General features: G+C 68.8%; 12 protein-coding genes and 2 tRNA genes. 5 read left to right on the plus strand and 9 right to left on the minus strand.

What is annotated here, in order from left to right:
* Positions 1-7: 7 nt before the first annotated feature.
* Positions 8-643, plus strand: a complete 636-nt coding sequence (gene pgsA / locus ACP93_RS00550) for a CDP-diacylglycerol--glycerol-3-phosphate 3-phosphatidyltransferase (protein WP_017912639.1) — start codon at positions 8-10, stop codon at positions 641-643.
* Between the two features lie 36 nt (positions 644-679).
* Positions 680-755: transfer RNA gene (locus ACP93_RS00555), tRNA-Gly, on the plus strand.
* A 143-nt stretch (positions 756-898) separates the two neighbouring features.
* Here the strand turns inward: ACP93_RS00555 and ACP93_RS00560 are convergent.
* From ACP93_RS00560 to ACP93_RS00575, 4 genes are all read right to left on the minus strand, one after another.
* Positions 899-1,756 (minus strand): SMI1/KNR4 family protein, encoded by an 858-nt coding sequence (locus tag ACP93_RS00560; RefSeq protein WP_048489137.1) that lies wholly within the window; start codon positions 1,754-1,756, stop codon positions 899-901.
* A gap of 546 nt (positions 1,757-2,302) precedes the next feature.
* On the minus strand, positions 2,303-3,139 hold the full coding sequence (locus ACP93_RS00565; protein WP_048488926.1) for an MBL fold metallo-hydrolase: 837 nt from the start codon (positions 3,137-3,139) through the stop codon (positions 2,303-2,305).
* 96 nt (positions 3,140-3,235) lie between these two features.
* Positions 3,236-3,565, minus strand: coding sequence for a MoaF-related domain-containing protein (locus ACP93_RS20765; RefSeq protein ID WP_053069631.1), 330 nt, complete (start codon positions 3,563-3,565; stop codon positions 3,236-3,238).
* A gap of 903 nt (positions 3,566-4,468) precedes the next feature.
* Positions 4,469-4,542 (minus strand) — tRNA-Cys (locus ACP93_RS00575).
* 385 nt (positions 4,543-4,927) lie between these two features.
* On the opposite strand from ACP93_RS00575, the gene ACP93_RS00580 reads away from it, so the two are divergent.
* Entirely contained in the window at positions 4,928-6,112 is a 1,185-nt protein-coding gene (locus ACP93_RS00580; protein WP_048488927.1) for a hypothetical protein, read from the plus strand.
* Positions 6,113-6,258: 146 nt separating this feature from the next.
* Here ACP93_RS00580 and ACP93_RS00585 read toward each other — a convergent pair whose 3' ends face one another.
* Together ACP93_RS00585 and ACP93_RS00590 are read right to left on the minus strand one after the other, a co-directional pair.
* A complete protein-coding gene (locus ACP93_RS00585; protein ID WP_048488928.1) occupies positions 6,259-8,424 on the minus strand; it encodes a TonB-dependent siderophore receptor in 2,166 nt (721 codons plus the stop codon).
* Positions 8,425-8,584: 160 nt separating this feature from the next.
* Positions 8,585-8,980, minus strand: a complete 396-nt coding sequence (locus tag ACP93_RS00590) for a DUF2628 domain-containing protein (protein WP_048488929.1) — start codon at positions 8,978-8,980, stop codon at positions 8,585-8,587.
* Between the two features lie 108 nt (positions 8,981-9,088).
* On the opposite strand from ACP93_RS00590, the gene ACP93_RS00595 reads away from it, so the two are divergent.
* Together ACP93_RS00595 and ACP93_RS00600 are read left to right on the plus strand one after the other, a co-directional pair.
* Entirely contained in the window at positions 9,089-9,685 is a 597-nt protein-coding gene (locus ACP93_RS00595) for an STY0301 family protein (protein WP_228135918.1), read from the plus strand.
* A gap of 9 nt (positions 9,686-9,694) precedes the next feature.
* Positions 9,695-10,003, plus strand: a complete 309-nt coding sequence (locus ACP93_RS00600) for a hypothetical protein (RefSeq protein WP_048488931.1) — start codon at positions 9,695-9,697, stop codon at positions 10,001-10,003.
* A gap of 355 nt (positions 10,004-10,358) precedes the next feature.
* Here ACP93_RS00600 and ACP93_RS00605 read toward each other — a convergent pair whose 3' ends face one another.
* From ACP93_RS00605 to ACP93_RS00615, 3 genes are all read right to left on the minus strand, one after another.
* On the minus strand, positions 10,359-12,566 hold the full coding sequence (locus ACP93_RS00605; protein WP_048488932.1) for a hypothetical protein: 2,208 nt from the start codon (positions 12,564-12,566) through the stop codon (positions 10,359-10,361).
* On the minus strand, positions 12,553-13,749 hold the full coding sequence (locus ACP93_RS00610) for a DUF3142 domain-containing protein (RefSeq protein ID WP_048488933.1): 1,197 nt from the start codon (positions 13,747-13,749) through the stop codon (positions 12,553-12,555). The genes ACP93_RS00605 and ACP93_RS00610 overlap by 14 nt, the downstream gene beginning before the upstream one ends.
* Positions 13,750-13,844: 95 nt before the next feature.
* The gene (locus ACP93_RS00615; RefSeq protein WP_048488934.1) at positions 13,845-15,518 is read right to left on the minus strand and encodes a tetratricopeptide repeat protein; all 1,674 of its coding nucleotides are present in this window, start codon (positions 15,516-15,518) and stop codon (positions 13,845-13,847) included.
* Between the last annotated feature and the right edge of the window lie 78 nt (positions 15,519-15,596).

A 15,596-nucleotide genomic window follows, 5' to 3' on the forward strand; every position in this document is an offset into this window, starting at 1 on the left:
CAGCGCAATGAAGTTGACCATCCCCACCTGGCTCACGCTGCTGCGGATCGTGATGATCCCCGTACTGGTGCTGGTGTTCTATCTGCCGTACACCTGGACCAACTTCGCGTCGGCGGCGATCTTCGGCCTGGCCGCGTTCACCGACTGGCTGGACGGCTGGGTCGCGCGGCGCTACCACCAGTACTCCGCGTTCGGCGCGTTCCTGGATCCGGTGGCCGACAAGCTGATGGTGGCGGTGGCGCTGTTCCTGATCGTGCAGGGCCATCCGACGCCGTGGATGGCGTTCTGGGCGGCGGTGATCGTCGGCCGCGAGATCGCGGTGTCGGCGCTGCGCGAATGGATGGCCGAGATCGGCCAGCGCGCCAAGGTGCGGGTGGCGATGATCGGCAAGATCAAGACCACCGCGCAGATGGTGGCGTTGCTGTGCCTGCTGTATTCGGTGATGCCCGACGGCTCGCCGCCGGAGAGCGTGTGGATGGGCTTGTTCATCTTCCACGTCGGCGACTGGACCCTGGCGATCGCGTCGATCCTGACCCTGTTGTCGGGCATCCAGTACCTGCACGCGGCCTGGCCGAGCCTGCGCGACGACGAGCGCGCGGCGATGGCGGAAAAGAACGCGAAAAAAATCGAAGGCAACGGTTGACAGGCTGCGTGGTCCCGGTAGAATTCGCGGCCTCAAGCGGGAATAGCTCAGTTGGTAGAGCGCAACCTTGCCAAGGTTGAGGTCGCGAGTTCGAGTCTCGTTTCCCGCTCCAGATTCAGCAGTACCGGCCTCCAGCGATTACGTATGGAGCGTCGATGAAAAGGGCTTCGGCCCTTTTTTCATGCCTGCGCGCCGGACCTGTGTAGCGCTGCGCGTGCAGCTCATGCTTCGCCGATCGAGCGATGCGCCGGGTAGTCAGACCCTCTGAGCCATGGCGAGGACGCCGTCGATTGCCTGTTTGGCCTCCAGCAGCGTGCAGCCGTGTTCCTGCTGGTAAGTGCGGATCGCCTGCATCCTGGTTTCCGGCGCTTTCGCCAGTTCGCGCCAATCGGGCGGCGGCGGCGGTGGCGGCGTGTCGTACGCCCGCATCTCATGGCGCATGGTGATGTCGAAGTGCGGTAGTGGCTGGGCAAGCTCGGCCAGATACAGGTCCAGTTCCTGTTGCGAGAGGAACGCGGGTACGCGTTGCACGCAGGCCCTGGGGCCGGGCCGGAAATCGTGCAGCGTCAGCGGGCGTTGGCACAACTGATGCAGCCGCTCCCCGCGCTGTGGGTCCATGAAGCCACTCACGCTGCGGATGTCGGCGGCGATGAGATCGGCGGTCAGGGCGCCGTAGTCGTCGATCAGATGACTGGCGTTGCCGAGCGTCTGCAGATACTGCGCATACACGAAATCGTCGAACGTGCGGTATTGGATCCGGCAGCGGTCGTCGTCGTGCCACGCCAGGGCGACGCCCACGCTGCCCTCGTCGTCGGGCACCAGACAGTAGAGATCGCCTGCGCCGGACTGCGCGAACGGCAGGAAGCGCCGGCCGTCCTGCGCCTCGGGATGCAACCAGTCGGCGATGCTGCGCGCGCTCTTTTCGGTGCCGATCCACTCGTAGTCCCACCAACTGACGAACGGCACGATGCGTGGTTGCTCGGGGTCCTTCCACGCATCGAACCAGTGCGGGAAGTAGGTGGCGTTGCCCGTGCCGAGCAGCGAGCGCAGCAGGGGCGGGAGCGCGATGCCGGTCGCGTCCGCCAAGGCCTCGAAACCGAACAGCACGTTCATGCGCGGCATCGCCGGAACAGCGCACGACCGCGTGCGGCATCGCAGACCCAGGCGGCATTCACGGCGATGTTGTGGGTGCTGCGGACCTGGCGCTTGCCGTCCCCGTTACTGCCATGCAGCGATCTTCCCCAACTGCGCAGTGGTAAAGGCAGGCGTGGTGCAGAAGCGTGGCCTACGCTGCTCGCGGTACAGCGTTGACGTTCCATTGCGCACCGTTGTGTCCATGGTTGCGACGGATTATTGCCGACCACCGCATCGCCGGGCCAGCCCACGTTTCGCGGACGCGTGCTACAGGTGGTCGGCAAATTTCCGTGCCGCCTCGGCGTGGCGGTGGCTGACGCCATGTCGGCACCGATAGGACAACGGCTTCCCGCGGTGTCGTCAGTAGCGCAAAAAGAAGCGGGCAAGGCCTTTTTGTACTTGCGAAGCGCTGGATGGCGTTGGTTCGTACGTGCCGGGCTGGTGAACCCGCAGCAGGGTGGATGAGCACCAGGCGCGCACCATCAGCCACGGTGTGCAGCTGATTCGACGGCGCGCCCAGCGAGATCATTTCCACGTTATTTCTTTCTTGGCGACCATTGCGCTGATTTCCAGTGCACCTTCACCACCCAGCTCTGGGTAACGCTGCTTGAGCGCCTCGATCAATTCGGTCGAATTGCGCGCCTTGCTAGCTTCGTTTTCGAAGGAGCGGATGTAGCCGGCAGTGAAATCCACCGCTTCCAGCCCGCGCGGCAAAGCATGTCCAATATGCCCTGGCAACACCTGCAGCGGTGCCAGCGCCTTGATCTGGCCGAGCATCGTCAGCCAGATTGCACGCGATTCCAGCGTTTGCGTGTCGGCCATCCACACGTGCTGGCCGGCGGAGACCAGCACGCCGCCCGCCACCGTTCTGATCGAGGGGATCCAGACGAAGCTGCGGCCTGGCGAGAATCCCTCCAGGCCAACGATCTGCAGAACATGGTCTTCCAGGCTCAGTGTATTGTCGTACAGCGGTTGCGGCACGATGAGGCGCTTGGGTGCATCTTTGCCCAGTTGCGGCCCCCATATTTTCAGCTTGTCGTCCTTGGTCGCTTCGATACGAGCGGCAACGTAGGGGGTGGCCACGATCCTGGCGTCCGGAAACGCGCTGTGCACGATGTCCAGCCCGAAGTAAAAGTCCGGGTCGCTGTGACTGATGTAGATGGTGATCAGGCGCTTGCCCGAGGCCTGGATCAGCGCGACGAGCTTGCGCGCCTGCGTGGCGCTGAACTGAGCATCGATCAGCACCGCATCGTGCTGCCCCTGCACCAGTACCGAACTGACCGCGAAGATCGCTTTGTCGCCGGGATTGAAGAGTTGGGTGGTGAGTGTGGTCGGCCGGGTAGTCGGATGATCTGCCTGCATGTCGATCCTGCGGAGGGAGAAGGGGAAGGGGGAAGCTGTCGCGCAGCGGCGCCGTTGGTGTGTGTGAGGGGCTGCGCAGCGACTGCAGCGGCGCACTCACCTGAGCTTTTCGAGGCGTGACATGCCGCTATAGAAACGGCGATCGGGGGAGGTGATATGGGTGTACACGTGGCACTGCGCGAAGTCCTGTGCGTGCACCACGCTGGTGCCGTCCTGCTCCTGCCAGTACACCAGGTAGAGGCCGTCGCGTAGCTTCCTGTGGGTGTAGCGGATGGTTTCCACCATGCCCTGGTTGGGTTCCTGCAACTTCGTGAAGGTCATCGCCGCGCTATTGTCGAAGGCGATTTCGAAGGCGTTTCCCCCGCCGAAATCGACGTGGTACGTATGCTTGGCTGCGGGCAGCGGATCATTGTGCGAAGTGCTCAAGGTGATCTCCTCGGAGGTGGGAAGCGGCGGACGTCCTGGCCTGCCGCGGCTGGTGACAGCCGTGGCATCGGCATGCGTTACCGCCGCGCGCCGGTCGCGACATCGGGATTGGCCCAGCCGTGTTCGTGCCGCAAGCCGGCTCCTCGCGCCGCGCCAGTCAGTCAGTGTGCAAACGATCGGCGTGCATGGCGATGGGCGGTGACCCAAAGTTTGGTCCGTGGCAAAGGCCCGCGTGCAACTGTGGAATCCGTTGCTCGTGTCCGCGCGGGCGTAGGCGCATGGGTGCGGAGCGGCGCAGCCATGTACAAACCCCGTCATCCACGTGCCCCCCCCCCGCGCGTTGCTCGCCGGTGCGTATCTGTGCCTGCGCCTGCTCGACGACGGCTACGGCCTCACTGTGCTGGACAACCTGCCGACCGTCTCGCTGACAATCTCGCGCCCCTGTTGGAGCATCCGCATTCCGTTTCGTGGCCCACGGGTGGCGCCGTGGATGATCGCGAACAGGCCCTCGCCAGAGGCTGTCCAAGCTTCGCCGACAGATGCACCAGCGGACACATCGTCGACAGCAGCGCCCACCGGCGCGAGAAGCCATGGCAGGCTCCAGCGCTGACGTCGGTGCCGATTGCCGACGGATCGTCTTCGGCGCCGGTGATCACACCGGATCCCAGTGGACGGGAACAGCACGCGTCGCGGTGCGGGCGCGGATTAGGCGGGCGTTGTCATCGCGATCGGCCGTTCGGGCAGGGCGGCGAACCTGCGCAGGCCTGCCCAATGCGCTGTGGGCGATGCTGCGCACGCTGGGGCACATTGGACTAAACCATCGCCAGCGCTAGGCCGGCACTTGGCAAGGCAGTACCCAACGCAAAAGGGCCGCTGGAAGCGGCCCACGACGTCGAAACAAGATGGAGGCCTGGGTCGGAATTGAACCGGCGTACGCGGATTTGCAGTCCGCTGCATAACCACTCTGCCACCAGGCCGGTGGACTGACGTCTTGCCGCAACGCCCGTGGCGCCCGACAAAAACAAAGCCCCGCTACCGGGGCCCTGGCGCGGGTAGCGGACAGGGCCTTACGGCTCTCGTCCAACGCATTGATTCAAAAGATGTTTTTGAATCAGTCCGGCGCACAACGGAGTGCATTGTGTACCAAGCTCCCCGGCTTGGCAACCCTGGGCTGCGTGTATACGCGCTCTGTGGAGACTGCGCTGCGCAACCACGACGCGCACATGGCGTCGCCACCGGACTGGAATGCCGACCACAACGCCATGCCGGAGGCAGTAGACAAGCGCCGCATCGCGCGGACCCGCGCACGATCGGCATGCTGCCGCGCTCTAGCATGGCGCCACACCCAAACGAGACATCGCCATGAATCGATGGACACGCTGGAGCGGGACCGCGCTGTGCCTGGCCGCGAGCGCCACCGCCGCCGCGCAGACCTGCGCGCTGCAGACGCAGACCGTGAACCTGCCGCTGGCCTCCAAGGCCACGCCCAAATTCGCCTACCAGGTGCGTGTGCAGCTCGGCACCGATGCCGACGGCCGCAGCCGCGGCAGTCAGGTGCTGGAGGTGGACACCGGCTCCACCGGCGTGGTGGTGCCGCTGAGCGAGGCGCTGCGCAGCGCCTGGGACGCCTCCAGCACGCCCGGCCACATCTTCTATTCGAGCGACAGCAAATATCACCCCGGCAAGTACGTTGACGTGCCGATGCAACTCGGCGTCTCCGCCGACGGCAAGCGCGCCGCCGCGCGGGTGGACCGCATCACCGTGCTGGCCGCGCAGTGCACCTGCGATGTGGCCACCGTCGCCCAGCAACCCAAGCCGCTGGCGCAGGTGCCGGCCACCTGCGCCGGCTACGACGGCAGCCCGGCGCTGAGCAGCAGCACGCAGGTGCTGCGCAACTGCAGCACCATCTCGCCGACCTTCGGCATGATGGGCGTGGGCTACGACCGCGGCGTCGACCCCGCGCGCAACCCGTTCCTCAACCTGGCGCAGATGCGTGCGCAGCGCATGAGCCCCGGCTACATTGTCAGCGCCAAGGGCATCACCCTGGGCGTCAGCAATCAGGCGCTGGCCGGTTTCGCCCTGGTGCCGCTGCAGCGCGGCGCGGCCACCGCCACCGCCCCGAGTGACTGGCAGGCGCCCAGCGCCTGCGCCAGCTTCCCTGGCAGCGGCAGCGACTACCGCGTCTGCGGCAAGCTGCTGCCCGATACCGGCGTGTCCTACATGATGCTCAACCCGGTGGTGCCGCCGGCCACGCCCGACAGCCTGCAACAGACCGTGCAGATGGCCGGTCATCCCACGCGCGTGGTGCCGGACGCCACCCAGCTGCGGCTCGACGTCGTCGACGCAAAGGGGCAGTCGGTGTTCGGCTACGGCTTTGCGGTCGGCGACGGCAAGGCGGCGACCCCGGACAGCGTGCAGTGGCGCGGCCCACTGAAGACGCCACCGGCGCACATCAACAGCGGCCGGCACCTGCTCGCCGCGGGCGACTACGCCTACGACGCTGCCTGCGGGCATGCCGGCTTCAGGACGACGCCACCGGGCGATTGAGGGTCTGCGTCGCGCTCGCGATCGCCGGTGGCAGACATGTATGCCTGGTATGCAAGGCCGCCAACGGCACTCGATGCGCAGCCTGCGCATCGACCTGCAGCAGACGCGGGCGCGATGGCACAGGCTGCCATCGTGCCCGCGCTGCCTCACCAGCGATACGTGGCCGTGGCCGTCACCCGTCGCTGCTCGCCGTAGTAACAGTTGTCGTAGGCGTCGCAGTTGCTGAGGTAGGTCTTGTCGGTGAGATTGCGCACGTTCAAGGCGAAGTTCCAGCGGTCGCGGTCGTAGCCGAGCAGTGCGTCGAACAGGGTGAACGCCGGCACCTCGGCGCGTGCGGCGTCCAGGTCGCCGCGGTTGGCACCGGTGTAGCGCGCGCCCAGGCCGAGCCGGATGCCGCTGTCGAAACGGTAGTCGGCCCACAGGGCGGCGGCGTGGCGCGACACCGCCGACAGCGGCTTGCCCAGTTCGCTTGGATTGCTGCTGGCGGTGACGTCCACCGTCGGCGTGTAGCTGTAGGAGCCGATCACCTGCAGGCGCGGTAGCGGGTGCAGCGATGCCTCCAGTTCCAGGCCGCGGACCAGGGTCTCGCCGGTCTGGCGCGGAACGAAGTCCGGGTCGTAGGTCAGGTAGTTGCGCCGACGCAGGTCGAACACGGCGGCGCTGTATGTCTGCGTGCCGCCGTCCGGCTGGAAGCGCAGACCGGCTTCGTACTGGCGCCCGCTCTCCGGACGGAACGCACGGCCGCTCAACGGGTCGCGCGTGGCGGTCGGTACGAAGGACTCGCTGTAGCTCAGGTACGGCGCCCAGCCGCTCGCGGCCACGTAGGTGAGACCGGCGCGCTTGCTGGCCTTGCGTTCGACGATGTCGCTGCGGCTGCCGTCCAGGCGGCTGTCGAGCTGGCTGTCGGCCCGGTCGTAGCGCGCGCCGACGGTGAGCAGCCAGCGCTCGCGCCAGCGCACCTGGTCCTGCACGTACAGCCCGGTCTGGCTCACCGTGGCGATGCCGTCGTACCAGGGCGCGGGCATCTTCACCGGATCACCGTAGACCGGATGGCGGACGTCCAGCGGCGTGGTGGTGCCGCCGCTGTGGCTGACCTGGTCGATGCGCGTGCGTTGGTAGTCCAGGCCGAACAGCAGCGTGTGCTGCACGGCGCCGGCGTGCAGGCGCAGTTCGAGCTGGTTGTCCAGGTTCAGCGCGTGCACCGTTTCCTTGCTGTCCGAGGCGGTGCGGCGCAGCCGCGCGAAGTTGGTCGGGTCCAGCGGGTTGGCGGGGTCGTCGATGACGAAGCCGCGTCCCTGCACGCTGCGGTAGTCCACCTTCAGGCGGCCGTAGCGCGCGTTCTGGCGCAGGCTGAGCACGTCGCTGACGCGATGTTCGAACAGCGCGGCGAGCATTGCCGTGTCCAGGTCGAAGCGGTTGTAGCTCGGGTCGCTCTCGAACAGGCGGCTGGGGAGATAGGTGCCGATCGCGGTCGGCACCAGCGATCCCACCGCCGGCCGCATGCGCAGGTACACGCCGGCGCGGGTGCGGCCGAGTTGCGAGAGCAGGGTGAGGCGGGTGGCCTCGGTGGGCGCCCAGGTCAGCGCCGGGGCCAGGAAGCGGCGGTCGTCGCGCATCTCGCCGGCAGGCAGTTCGGCCTCGCGCGCCAGGGCGGTCAGGCGGTACAGCACGGTGCCGTCCTCGCTCAGCGGCCCGGACAGGTCGCCGGCGAGTTGCCGGCGCTGGTGATCGCCGAGTTGTACCTGCAGTTCGTGCAGTGGTTCGGCGGTCGGCCGCTTGCTGATCGCGTTGACCAGCCCACCGGGGCCGCTCTGTCCGTACAGCACCGAGGCCGGGCCGCGCAGCACTTCGATGCGCTCGGCGCCATAGCGCTCGATCGGCCAGATGCCCCAGTTGCCGTTGTTGCGCAGCGGCATGCCGTCCAGGTAGAAGCCGGGCGCATAGGCGTCGAAGCCGCGCAGCGAGATCCAGTCGTAGCGCGAGTCGGTGCCGTAGCGCGTGGGGATCACCCCGGGTGTGTAGCTCAGTGCGTCCTTGAGCGTCTGTGCGCCCTGGGCCTGCATGCGCGCATCGTCGATCACCGAGAGCGATTGCGGCGTTTCCAGCAGGCTGGTGTCGGTCTTGGTGGCGGTGCTGCTGCGCTTGCCGGGATCGTTGCGCTCGCTGACGCGCACAGTGGGCAGGGTGGTGGCGTGCGTTTGCGCGTAGGCGACGTGTGGGCCGGCCGTGGCGAGGACGGCAATGGTGGCGGCCAGCGGTGCGACGCGGCGGGTGCGGCGTACGAACGCCGGGCGGTGGAACGTGGGCGACATCAGGCGACTCCTTCGATGCGGTGCCTGTGCGCGACGAACGCGGCGCACAGGCGGAGGGAAGGGCTGCCTGGGCGCGTGCCTGGGTGGCGAGGAAATGAGTGGGTCCGCCGCCGTTGCGGCGGCGGACGCTGTGCAAGCTAGGCGTTGTACGAGGGGGCGGTTACCAGCGGATACCTTCGAACGGGTTCCAACTGGTGCTGCCCTTCACCTTGTCCAGATAGTAGGCGTAGTTGGCGGTCATGCCGACCAGGATCGAATAGGCGATACCGAAGGCCCGGCCGAACGCGTCCGGAAGGAAGGCCAACGCGATGCCGAAGCACAGCGAGATGGCGAGCAGGACCAGCGCCTTGCGCCACAGCCCGATGACGAACAGGTAGATGAAGCCGAAGAAGAAGGCGAACCAGTTCATGTTGAGGCGCAGCTTCTCCTTGAACGGCAGCGCTTTCATCGCTTCCTTGAAGCTCGCCGACTTGGGTTCGCCGTGGGTGTCGTAGAAGGTGAAGCGGAACTGCCATTTCGGGCTGTACTGGCTGTAGTCGTGGGTCGTGCTGTGCATCGGGGTTCTCTTCTGCGGGTGGATGGAGTGGGGAATTGGGTGGGTGGGTGGGCGCAACGCGCGCGATGACGCCGGTTGTGCGTCGTGTCGTCGCGTTGACCTTTGGCGATGTCGGAGGCACCGTATGCGCGGCCTGGCGATGTGGCCTGCAGCAGGTGTTGGCTGTGCCGCCAGGCGTGTGAGGCAAAAGCCGAGGTCTTTGCCGGTCTCGATCCTGCAGTCGACAAGGAGCGTGTGATGGTGTTGAAGGGAGTTTCCGCCACGGCGCGCTGCGCGCTGCCGCTGCTCATGGCCGCGCTGTCCGCTGCGCCCGCCGCGGCCAGGGAGGCGCTGCAGTGCCCCGGGCGCCTGCGCATCGCCGAGGCACAACTGCAGAGTCCCGACGTGCCGGCCGGTGCCCGCGTTGATCTCGCCGCCGCGCCGCCGCTGCGGCTGTTCTCCAGTGGCGTCTATTCCGGGCCGCCGCACGAGATGGCCGCGCTTGTGCCGAGCAATGAGGACGCGCACCGCCCCGGCGATGCCGGCGTGTCGATCTGGCGTTTCGATGCGCCCGACCCGCACGGCATCTACCTGGTGTGCGGATACGGGCCGGACGGCAGGGTGCAGATCTCGCAGCGTGTCGGCGACGTCGCGCGCTGCGAGGCGACGCCGCTGCGCCCGAGTGGCGCCGATCCGACCGCCGGCACGATGTTCGTGTGCGAGTGAGCCTGCGCGATGGCAGGTGCGCGCAAAGCCGTGGCGATCGCGGCGCAAATGCTGGCCTGGGCCGGCTACGTGTTGGGGATGCTGCTGCTGTACGCCGTGTCCGGCAGCCCGTACGCATGGGTGGACGGCACTGATCCGACGCTGTCCTCGGCCAGTTTCCAGGACAGCGGCAACGGGCGCCTGGTCGGCCTGTGCGTGTTGGCTGTGCTGGTGCTGCTGCAGGGTGTGCATGCGCTGCTTAGCCGCCGCCGCGGCGTGCGCCTGGGCTGCCTGGGTGCGATGGTGCTGGCCTGCCTGGCCTGGTATTGCTGGAACTGAGCGCAGTCTCCAGGCCGTGCGTGCGCACGGTTGACGCAGGCACGCGAACGCTGCGCGGCGCATGCCGCGGGCGATGACATCCTTGTCGCGCGTGCTGCAGTGCTGCATCGGAAGAACGGTCGTCCAGGACGGAGGAGCGGCTGGCGCCGCGCACGCCGACGCCATTCCAGCCCAGGAGGGGAAAGTCCTGTTGAAGAGACGAGCGAGGGGCGGCGATCCCTACCCGGCCTGATGGCGGGGATTGGGGAGTCGGGATTGGGGATTGGTCAGGGCGGCGCAGCGCGGGCCTGACGGTTTCGCCGGTGATGCCGGGCAGCCGGTGTCATGCGCTCGATCGCCCAATCCGGCGCTTGACTCAGGTCTGCGGCGTTTGCGTTGCCGCTTCGCGCGCCCTGCGCCGTATGCGTCGGCGCACCAGCCAGGCCGCTGCGGCCAGCAGCGCCAGGCCGGCCGCGCCCAGCGCGAGTCGTTGCGTGTGCACGAACTGGCGCACGGCCTGGCCGCGCTCGATCCACAGGCGTCGCCGCGCGCCTTCGAAATCCGGCGTTTCGCAGGCGCCCACGCCGAACACATAGGCCTTGCCGGGTACCGGGTTGAGCGCGCCCTGCGCGACATAGCGCTGGTAGGAGCGACGCGCCTGCGCGGGGTCGAGGGTGATCAGCCAGTCGGTGGCCTGGCACAGCACCGCGGCGTAGGCCTGGCTGCGTGCGGGCAGGTCGTCGGCGGCGCGATCGGCCAGGGCCGCGGCGATCCAGCGGTAGTGGTAGCGGCGGTAGGGTTGTGCGGCGGTGGCGTTCCAGCGCTGCGCTTCGGCGGTGGCGATCAGGCCGCCTGGGCGCACCTGCGCGTGCGAGGCCGCTTCGGCGTAGTTGCCGGCGTAGACCCGGTTGTCCGGCCCCAGTTCGTAGCCCAGCAATTCCATGCCTTGGCGGCGCGCGATCAACGCCGCCCGGTAATTGGCCGCGGCGCGGCCGATGCCGGTCCATGCCGATGCGGCCTGTTCCCGCGCATCGCGATAGCCGCGCGCCGCTTCGCGCAGCTCGGCTTGAGCGAAATAGGGCAGCGCATCGTCGTAGCGGCCGGCACGCATCAGCCGGCGCGCCAGCAGTTCGCGCAGTTTCAGCGCTGGCGCGCGCTCCCAGTATTCCGGCGTCCCGTCCGTGGTGGCCGGCGCCGCGGCGGGGACATGGCGATCCACGTAGTCCTGCAGTTCCTGCACGGTGAGTACGCGTTCGGCGACCGCGGCGGCGTCTTCCCAGTAGAGGTCGCCGCTGCGGTACAGCTGCGCGAACGCCTCCACGTAGCTGCCGCGCTGCAAGGCCAGGATCGCCGCTTCGCCCTCGATACGGCATTGCGGTTTGAGCGTCTCGTTGCTCCAGTTCGCGGCGCGGCGCGTGCCCCAGTCCTCGTTCGGCGGGAAGCGCCGGGCCGCCTGCGCATAGGCCTGTGCGGCGCGCGCGGCGTCGCCGTCGCGCAGCGCCATCTTGGCGCGCAGCCACCAGGCCAGGCCGCTGTCGCCGGCATGCGCGAGCAGGCGCGCGGTGTCGCGGTAATCGCCCTGGCGATAGGCCAGCGCCGCCAGGCGGTCGGCATCTTCCACTGGGTCGTGGGTCGCCTCTTCGAGCAAGCGCAGGAAGCGTGCCGAGGACAGCGCGCTGCCGGTGTCGGGATCGAAGGCGGTGGTGTCGCTGAGCAGTTTGGCGATCAGCAGCCGCCGCACCGCCTGCTGCTGCAGCAGCGGCGCCAGTTCGGCATCGCCGCGGCGGGCGAGATCGGCGGCCACCTGCTTGAGCGAGCTCATGCCGGTGTCCGAACCCTGTGCCGCCTGCACCGCGTACAGGCCGATCGCGCCGTTCCAGTTACCGGTGGCGAGCAGCACGCGCGCTTCCTCGCCAAGGCTGGCGATGCCCAGCTCCAGCGGGTCGTCGAAGCCGGCCAGGCGCAGTGCGCGGGTCTGCTGGAAGGCCTGTCGCGCCTGCTGCCGGTACGCCTGCCGCTGCGCCGTGGCATCGCCGGCCAGCGCGCCGTCGGCGGCCAGCGCCAGGCTGCGCCCCAGCGAGTAGGCGGCCCAGGTGCTGCGCGCTCGGCGCTGCGCCTCGGGCAGGGCCAGCACCTGGCGGAAGTAGTCCGCGGCCGACGGATAGTCGCCCTGCGCGAACGCCACTGCACCGGCGGTGTACAGGCGCAGTTCCGGCGGCAAGTCGGCACCCGCGCGCTCTGCCTGCCGCGCGTCGTCCAGCGCGCGCAGTTGTTCGATTCGGGCGAATTGCGCAGCGCTCAGTTGCGTGCGTTCGACGTCGCTGCGCTGCTGCGGGAACTGCGTGCCGGCGTCCCAGTAGCGTGGCAGGGTCGCCGCGCTGGCGCGGCCCAGGCCCTCGATCGGTGCGCCCAGGCGCTGCACCTCGCGGGCGAAGCTGCCCTCGGGCAATTGCGCCAGCGCGCCGGCGCGGTCGTCGAGCAAGCGGTACGGGAACTCCGGGCCACAGGCGCGGGCGCCGCCCAGCGGCAGCAGGAGCAGCGCGGTGGCGAGCGCGACTACGCGCCGGGAATCACGGCAGGACATCGATGGCACCTGTGTGCAGCGTGCGGCAGCGGACCCAGCCGAGCGCGCGGCGTTCGCCGGCGGCCAGGGACGGGGAGGTGGGGGTGCGGTCGAAACTGGGCGCCTGCGCCGACAGGTGCAGGCGGTAATCGCCGAGCGCGTCGCCGGCCTCGCAGATGCTGCCGCGCAGGATCACGCGCCGCGGCGGCGCGGCCGCGGCGTTGCCGTGGTTGGCCAGGGTCAGATCGTAGACCGGGCCGGTGCCGCTGGCCTGCACTTGCACGGCCGGGTGCAAGGCACGCCCGCGCACCACCGCCTGCAGCGTCGCCAGCGGCCAGGCGCGGCGGTCACCCGGCAGCGGCAGGCGGAACCAGACGATACCGGCCAGGTGCGGTGGGCGGTGGGCGCGCAGCGCATCGACGAAGGCCGCGAGCTGCTGCGGCGACACGCGCAGTTCGCGGCGTGTGCCGCTCGCCGCCAGCGGCGCCTCGCTTTCGATCAGCGGCGCGGCATCGGCGTCAGTGCCATCGACCAGGGCCACGCCGTAGGCCGGCAGGGCCAGCCAGAACGGCGTGGCACTGCGCCGGGCGTATCGGTCGGCCCAGCGCCGCGCCTGCACCGGATCGAACAGGCCGGCAGCCGGTGCGTTGACGGCATGCACCTGCAGCACCGAGCTGTCGACCGTGCGCAGCAGCGAGTTCAGCGCCGGACTGTCCAGCCAGGCGGGCAGGGCGGTGATGCTCAGCGCCAGGTCGGCCGGCAGCACGCTGCGCAGCCGCCGCAGCAGCGCGGCGTAGGCGGGCAGACGCGCGGTGGCGCAATCGTGGTCGATCTCCACCCCACGCAGCGTCACGCCGGCAGTGCGCCAGGTGCGCACCACCTGCAATACCTCGGCGTCGATGCGCGTCGCGTCCAGTGCCGGCAACTGCCCGTCCAGCCGCACCACTGCGATCACCGGGCGGCCATCGGCGGCGAGCTGCCGCAGATCCACCGCGGCGCGGCCCCAGCCGGCGCGCGGATGCGCCTGCAGCGCGAGCACGCGCAGCGCCGAGAAATCCTCGCGCGTCTGCGCCAGCGCCGTGGCATGCGCGCCGCTCCATTGCCGCTGCCAGATGTAGACCTGTTGTTCCAGTGGCGCTGGCGACGATGCCGCGCAGCCGCCAAGCAACAGACTCAGCCCGAGCAGCGCGTGGCGCAGCAACACGGCGGCCGGATCAGGGCACACGCGGCCGCACGCCGCGGCGCAGGAATGGCGCCGTCGGGCCGGCAGCGCGCGCAACGTGGCTCATGCGGTAGCGGTCACGAGAACAGTCGTCCGAACAAGCGCTTCTTCGGCTTGGCGGCCAGTTGCCGGGCCAGGTCGTAGCTCTCGCGCACGTCCACACGCTCGTGCAGCGCGAGCGAGCGCTCGAAGGCGGCGACCGACGCGGGATAGGCATCGAGGTTCATGTGGCAATTGGCTTCCATCATGTACAGCTGCGCCGCCGAGCCGGGATCCGACTGCAGCACTGCGTCGTCGAGCAGGGCGCGTGCCGCGTCGCAGGCCGGCAATGCGCTGCGGTAGTCCTTGAGCACGTAATGGCAGTTGGCCTGGTAGTAGTGCGTGTAGAAGTCGTCCGTGCCGTCGCGCTGCACGGCGAGGAAGTCCTGCAGTGCGGCCTTGGCGTCGGGCAGATAGTACAGCAGCAGGTAACCGCGCCCGTGTCGCGCGCGCTTGAGCGCCTGCAGATCCTGCTGCTGCGCGGCCTGGGCGATCAGGGCGGCGTAGGCGTCAACCGCGGCCGGGTAGTCGCGCGCTTCGCCGAGCGCGCTGGCGTGTACGAACAGGGTGTCCAGGTCGTGCGGATTGGCCTCGGCTGCCGCTTGCGACAGGGCGGTATCGACGTGCTCCGGTTGCAGCCGGCCCAGCGCGCGCGCCGCGGTGAGACGGTGGTGCGCCTGCACCAGCGCATACAGCCGCAGCAGTTCCGGATCGGCCTGGGCGTCGTCGGGCAGTGCCTCGAATTCTTCCTGCGCCGCGTCGGCGATTTCCAGCACGTCGGTATAGCGGCCGACGCGGTTGAGATGGCTGCAGGCGCCCTGCGCGCAATCCAGGAACAGCGGCGTGTCCAGCTCGTAGTCCATCATCAGGGTCAGTGCCAGGTCCGCCGCCTCGGCGCGCATGCCCTGCTGGCGGTAGGCCTCGCGCAGGTTCTGATGCAGGAACTGGAACTGGCTGTGGCGCAGCCCTTCTTCGAGGATCGCCTGGGCCTGCGCGTACAGGCCTCGGTCCATGTACAGGAGGCCGAGGTTGTTGCAGCACATCGCGAAGGTATGGGTGTCGGTGTTGCAGGTGGCGGCGTCGCCCAGTTCCAGGGACTGCCGGAACAGCGTGGTGCAGTGCTCGTAGAGCGCGAACTGCACGGCATCGACGTAGCCGGCGTCGGCCGGATCCATTTGCGGGTACTTCCATTTGCCGATGGACACGCCGGCGCCGTAGTAGTGGCAGGCGTTGCCGTCGCGGAAGTCCAGCTGCAGCAGCTGCGGCGACTGCCCGGCGGGCAGCGCCTCCATCTCGAACAGGCGCACCTGCAGGTCCACCTGCGGCTGCAGCGCATGCGCGTTGCGATAGGCGCTGATCGCGGCGGCAGGTTCGTCCAGCCAGTAGTGCGCGCTGCCGAGCAGGCGGTGCGCCTGCGCGTTGTCCGGGGCCAGACCGATCGCGCGCTCGGCCCAGTCGGCGACGGTGCGCAGCGCCTGCCGGCGGTCGCCGCTGAAGTGGGCGCTGCAGTCCAGGTAGATCAGGCACTTCAACAGCCATGGCCCGGCGTCGCCCGGCGCGGCCTGGATCCTGGCGTCGCAGCGCTGCATCAGCAGGTCGAGGTCGGCCTCCTGCAGGTGGTTGAGCACGGTGGTGCCGGACCACAGCGCGTACAGTCCGTCGACGTCGTCCTGGTGAAGGGCGGCCATGCCGCGTTGGATCAGGGTCTGCATGCAGCGAAGGCTCCGGAACAGGGCGGTGCGGGAACCGGCAGCAGCGCGCGGCAGCGTCTCCCGCGGGAACGTTGCGGT

Source organism: Xanthomonas sp. NCPPB 1128 (genome assembly GCF_001043115.1).
In the GTDB taxonomy this organism is placed as follows: Bacteria; Pseudomonadota; Gammaproteobacteria; order Xanthomonadales; family Xanthomonadaceae; genus Xanthomonas_A.

Bases quoted from the DNA above. Each gene is read 5' to 3' on its own strand.
- pgsA (WP_017912639.1), top strand. From the start codon at position 8: ATGAAGTTGACCATCCCCACCTGGCTCACGCTGCTGCGGATCGTGATG.
- ACP93_RS00560 (WP_048489137.1), bottom strand. From the start codon at position 1,756: ATGAACGTGCTGTTCGGTTTCGAGGCCTTGGCGGACGCGACCGGCATC.
- ACP93_RS00565 (WP_048488926.1), bottom strand. From the start codon at position 3,139: ATGCAGGCAGATCATCCGACTACCCGGCCGACCACACTCACCACCCAA.
- ACP93_RS00580 (WP_048488927.1), top strand. From the start codon at position 4,928: ATGAATCGATGGACACGCTGGAGCGGGACCGCGCTGTGCCTGGCCGCG.
- ACP93_RS00585 (WP_048488928.1), bottom strand. From the start codon at position 8,424: ATGTCGCCCACGTTCCACCGCCCGGCGTTCGTACGCCGCACCCGCCGC.
- ACP93_RS00590 (WP_048488929.1), bottom strand. From the start codon at position 8,980: ATGCACAGCACGACCCACGACTACAGCCAGTACAGCCCGAAATGGCAG.
- ACP93_RS00595 (WP_228135918.1), top strand. From the start codon at position 9,089: ATGTCGGAGGCACCGTATGCGCGGCCTGGCGATGTGGCCTGCAGCAGG.
- ACP93_RS00600 (WP_048488931.1), top strand. From the start codon at position 9,695: ATGGCAGGTGCGCGCAAAGCCGTGGCGATCGCGGCGCAAATGCTGGCC.
- ACP93_RS00605 (WP_048488932.1), bottom strand. From the start codon at position 12,566: ATGTCCTGCCGTGATTCCCGGCGCGTAGTCGCGCTCGCCACCGCGCTG.
- ACP93_RS00615 (WP_048488934.1), bottom strand. From the start codon at position 15,518: ATGCAGACCCTGATCCAACGCGGCATGGCCGCCCTTCACCAGGACGAC.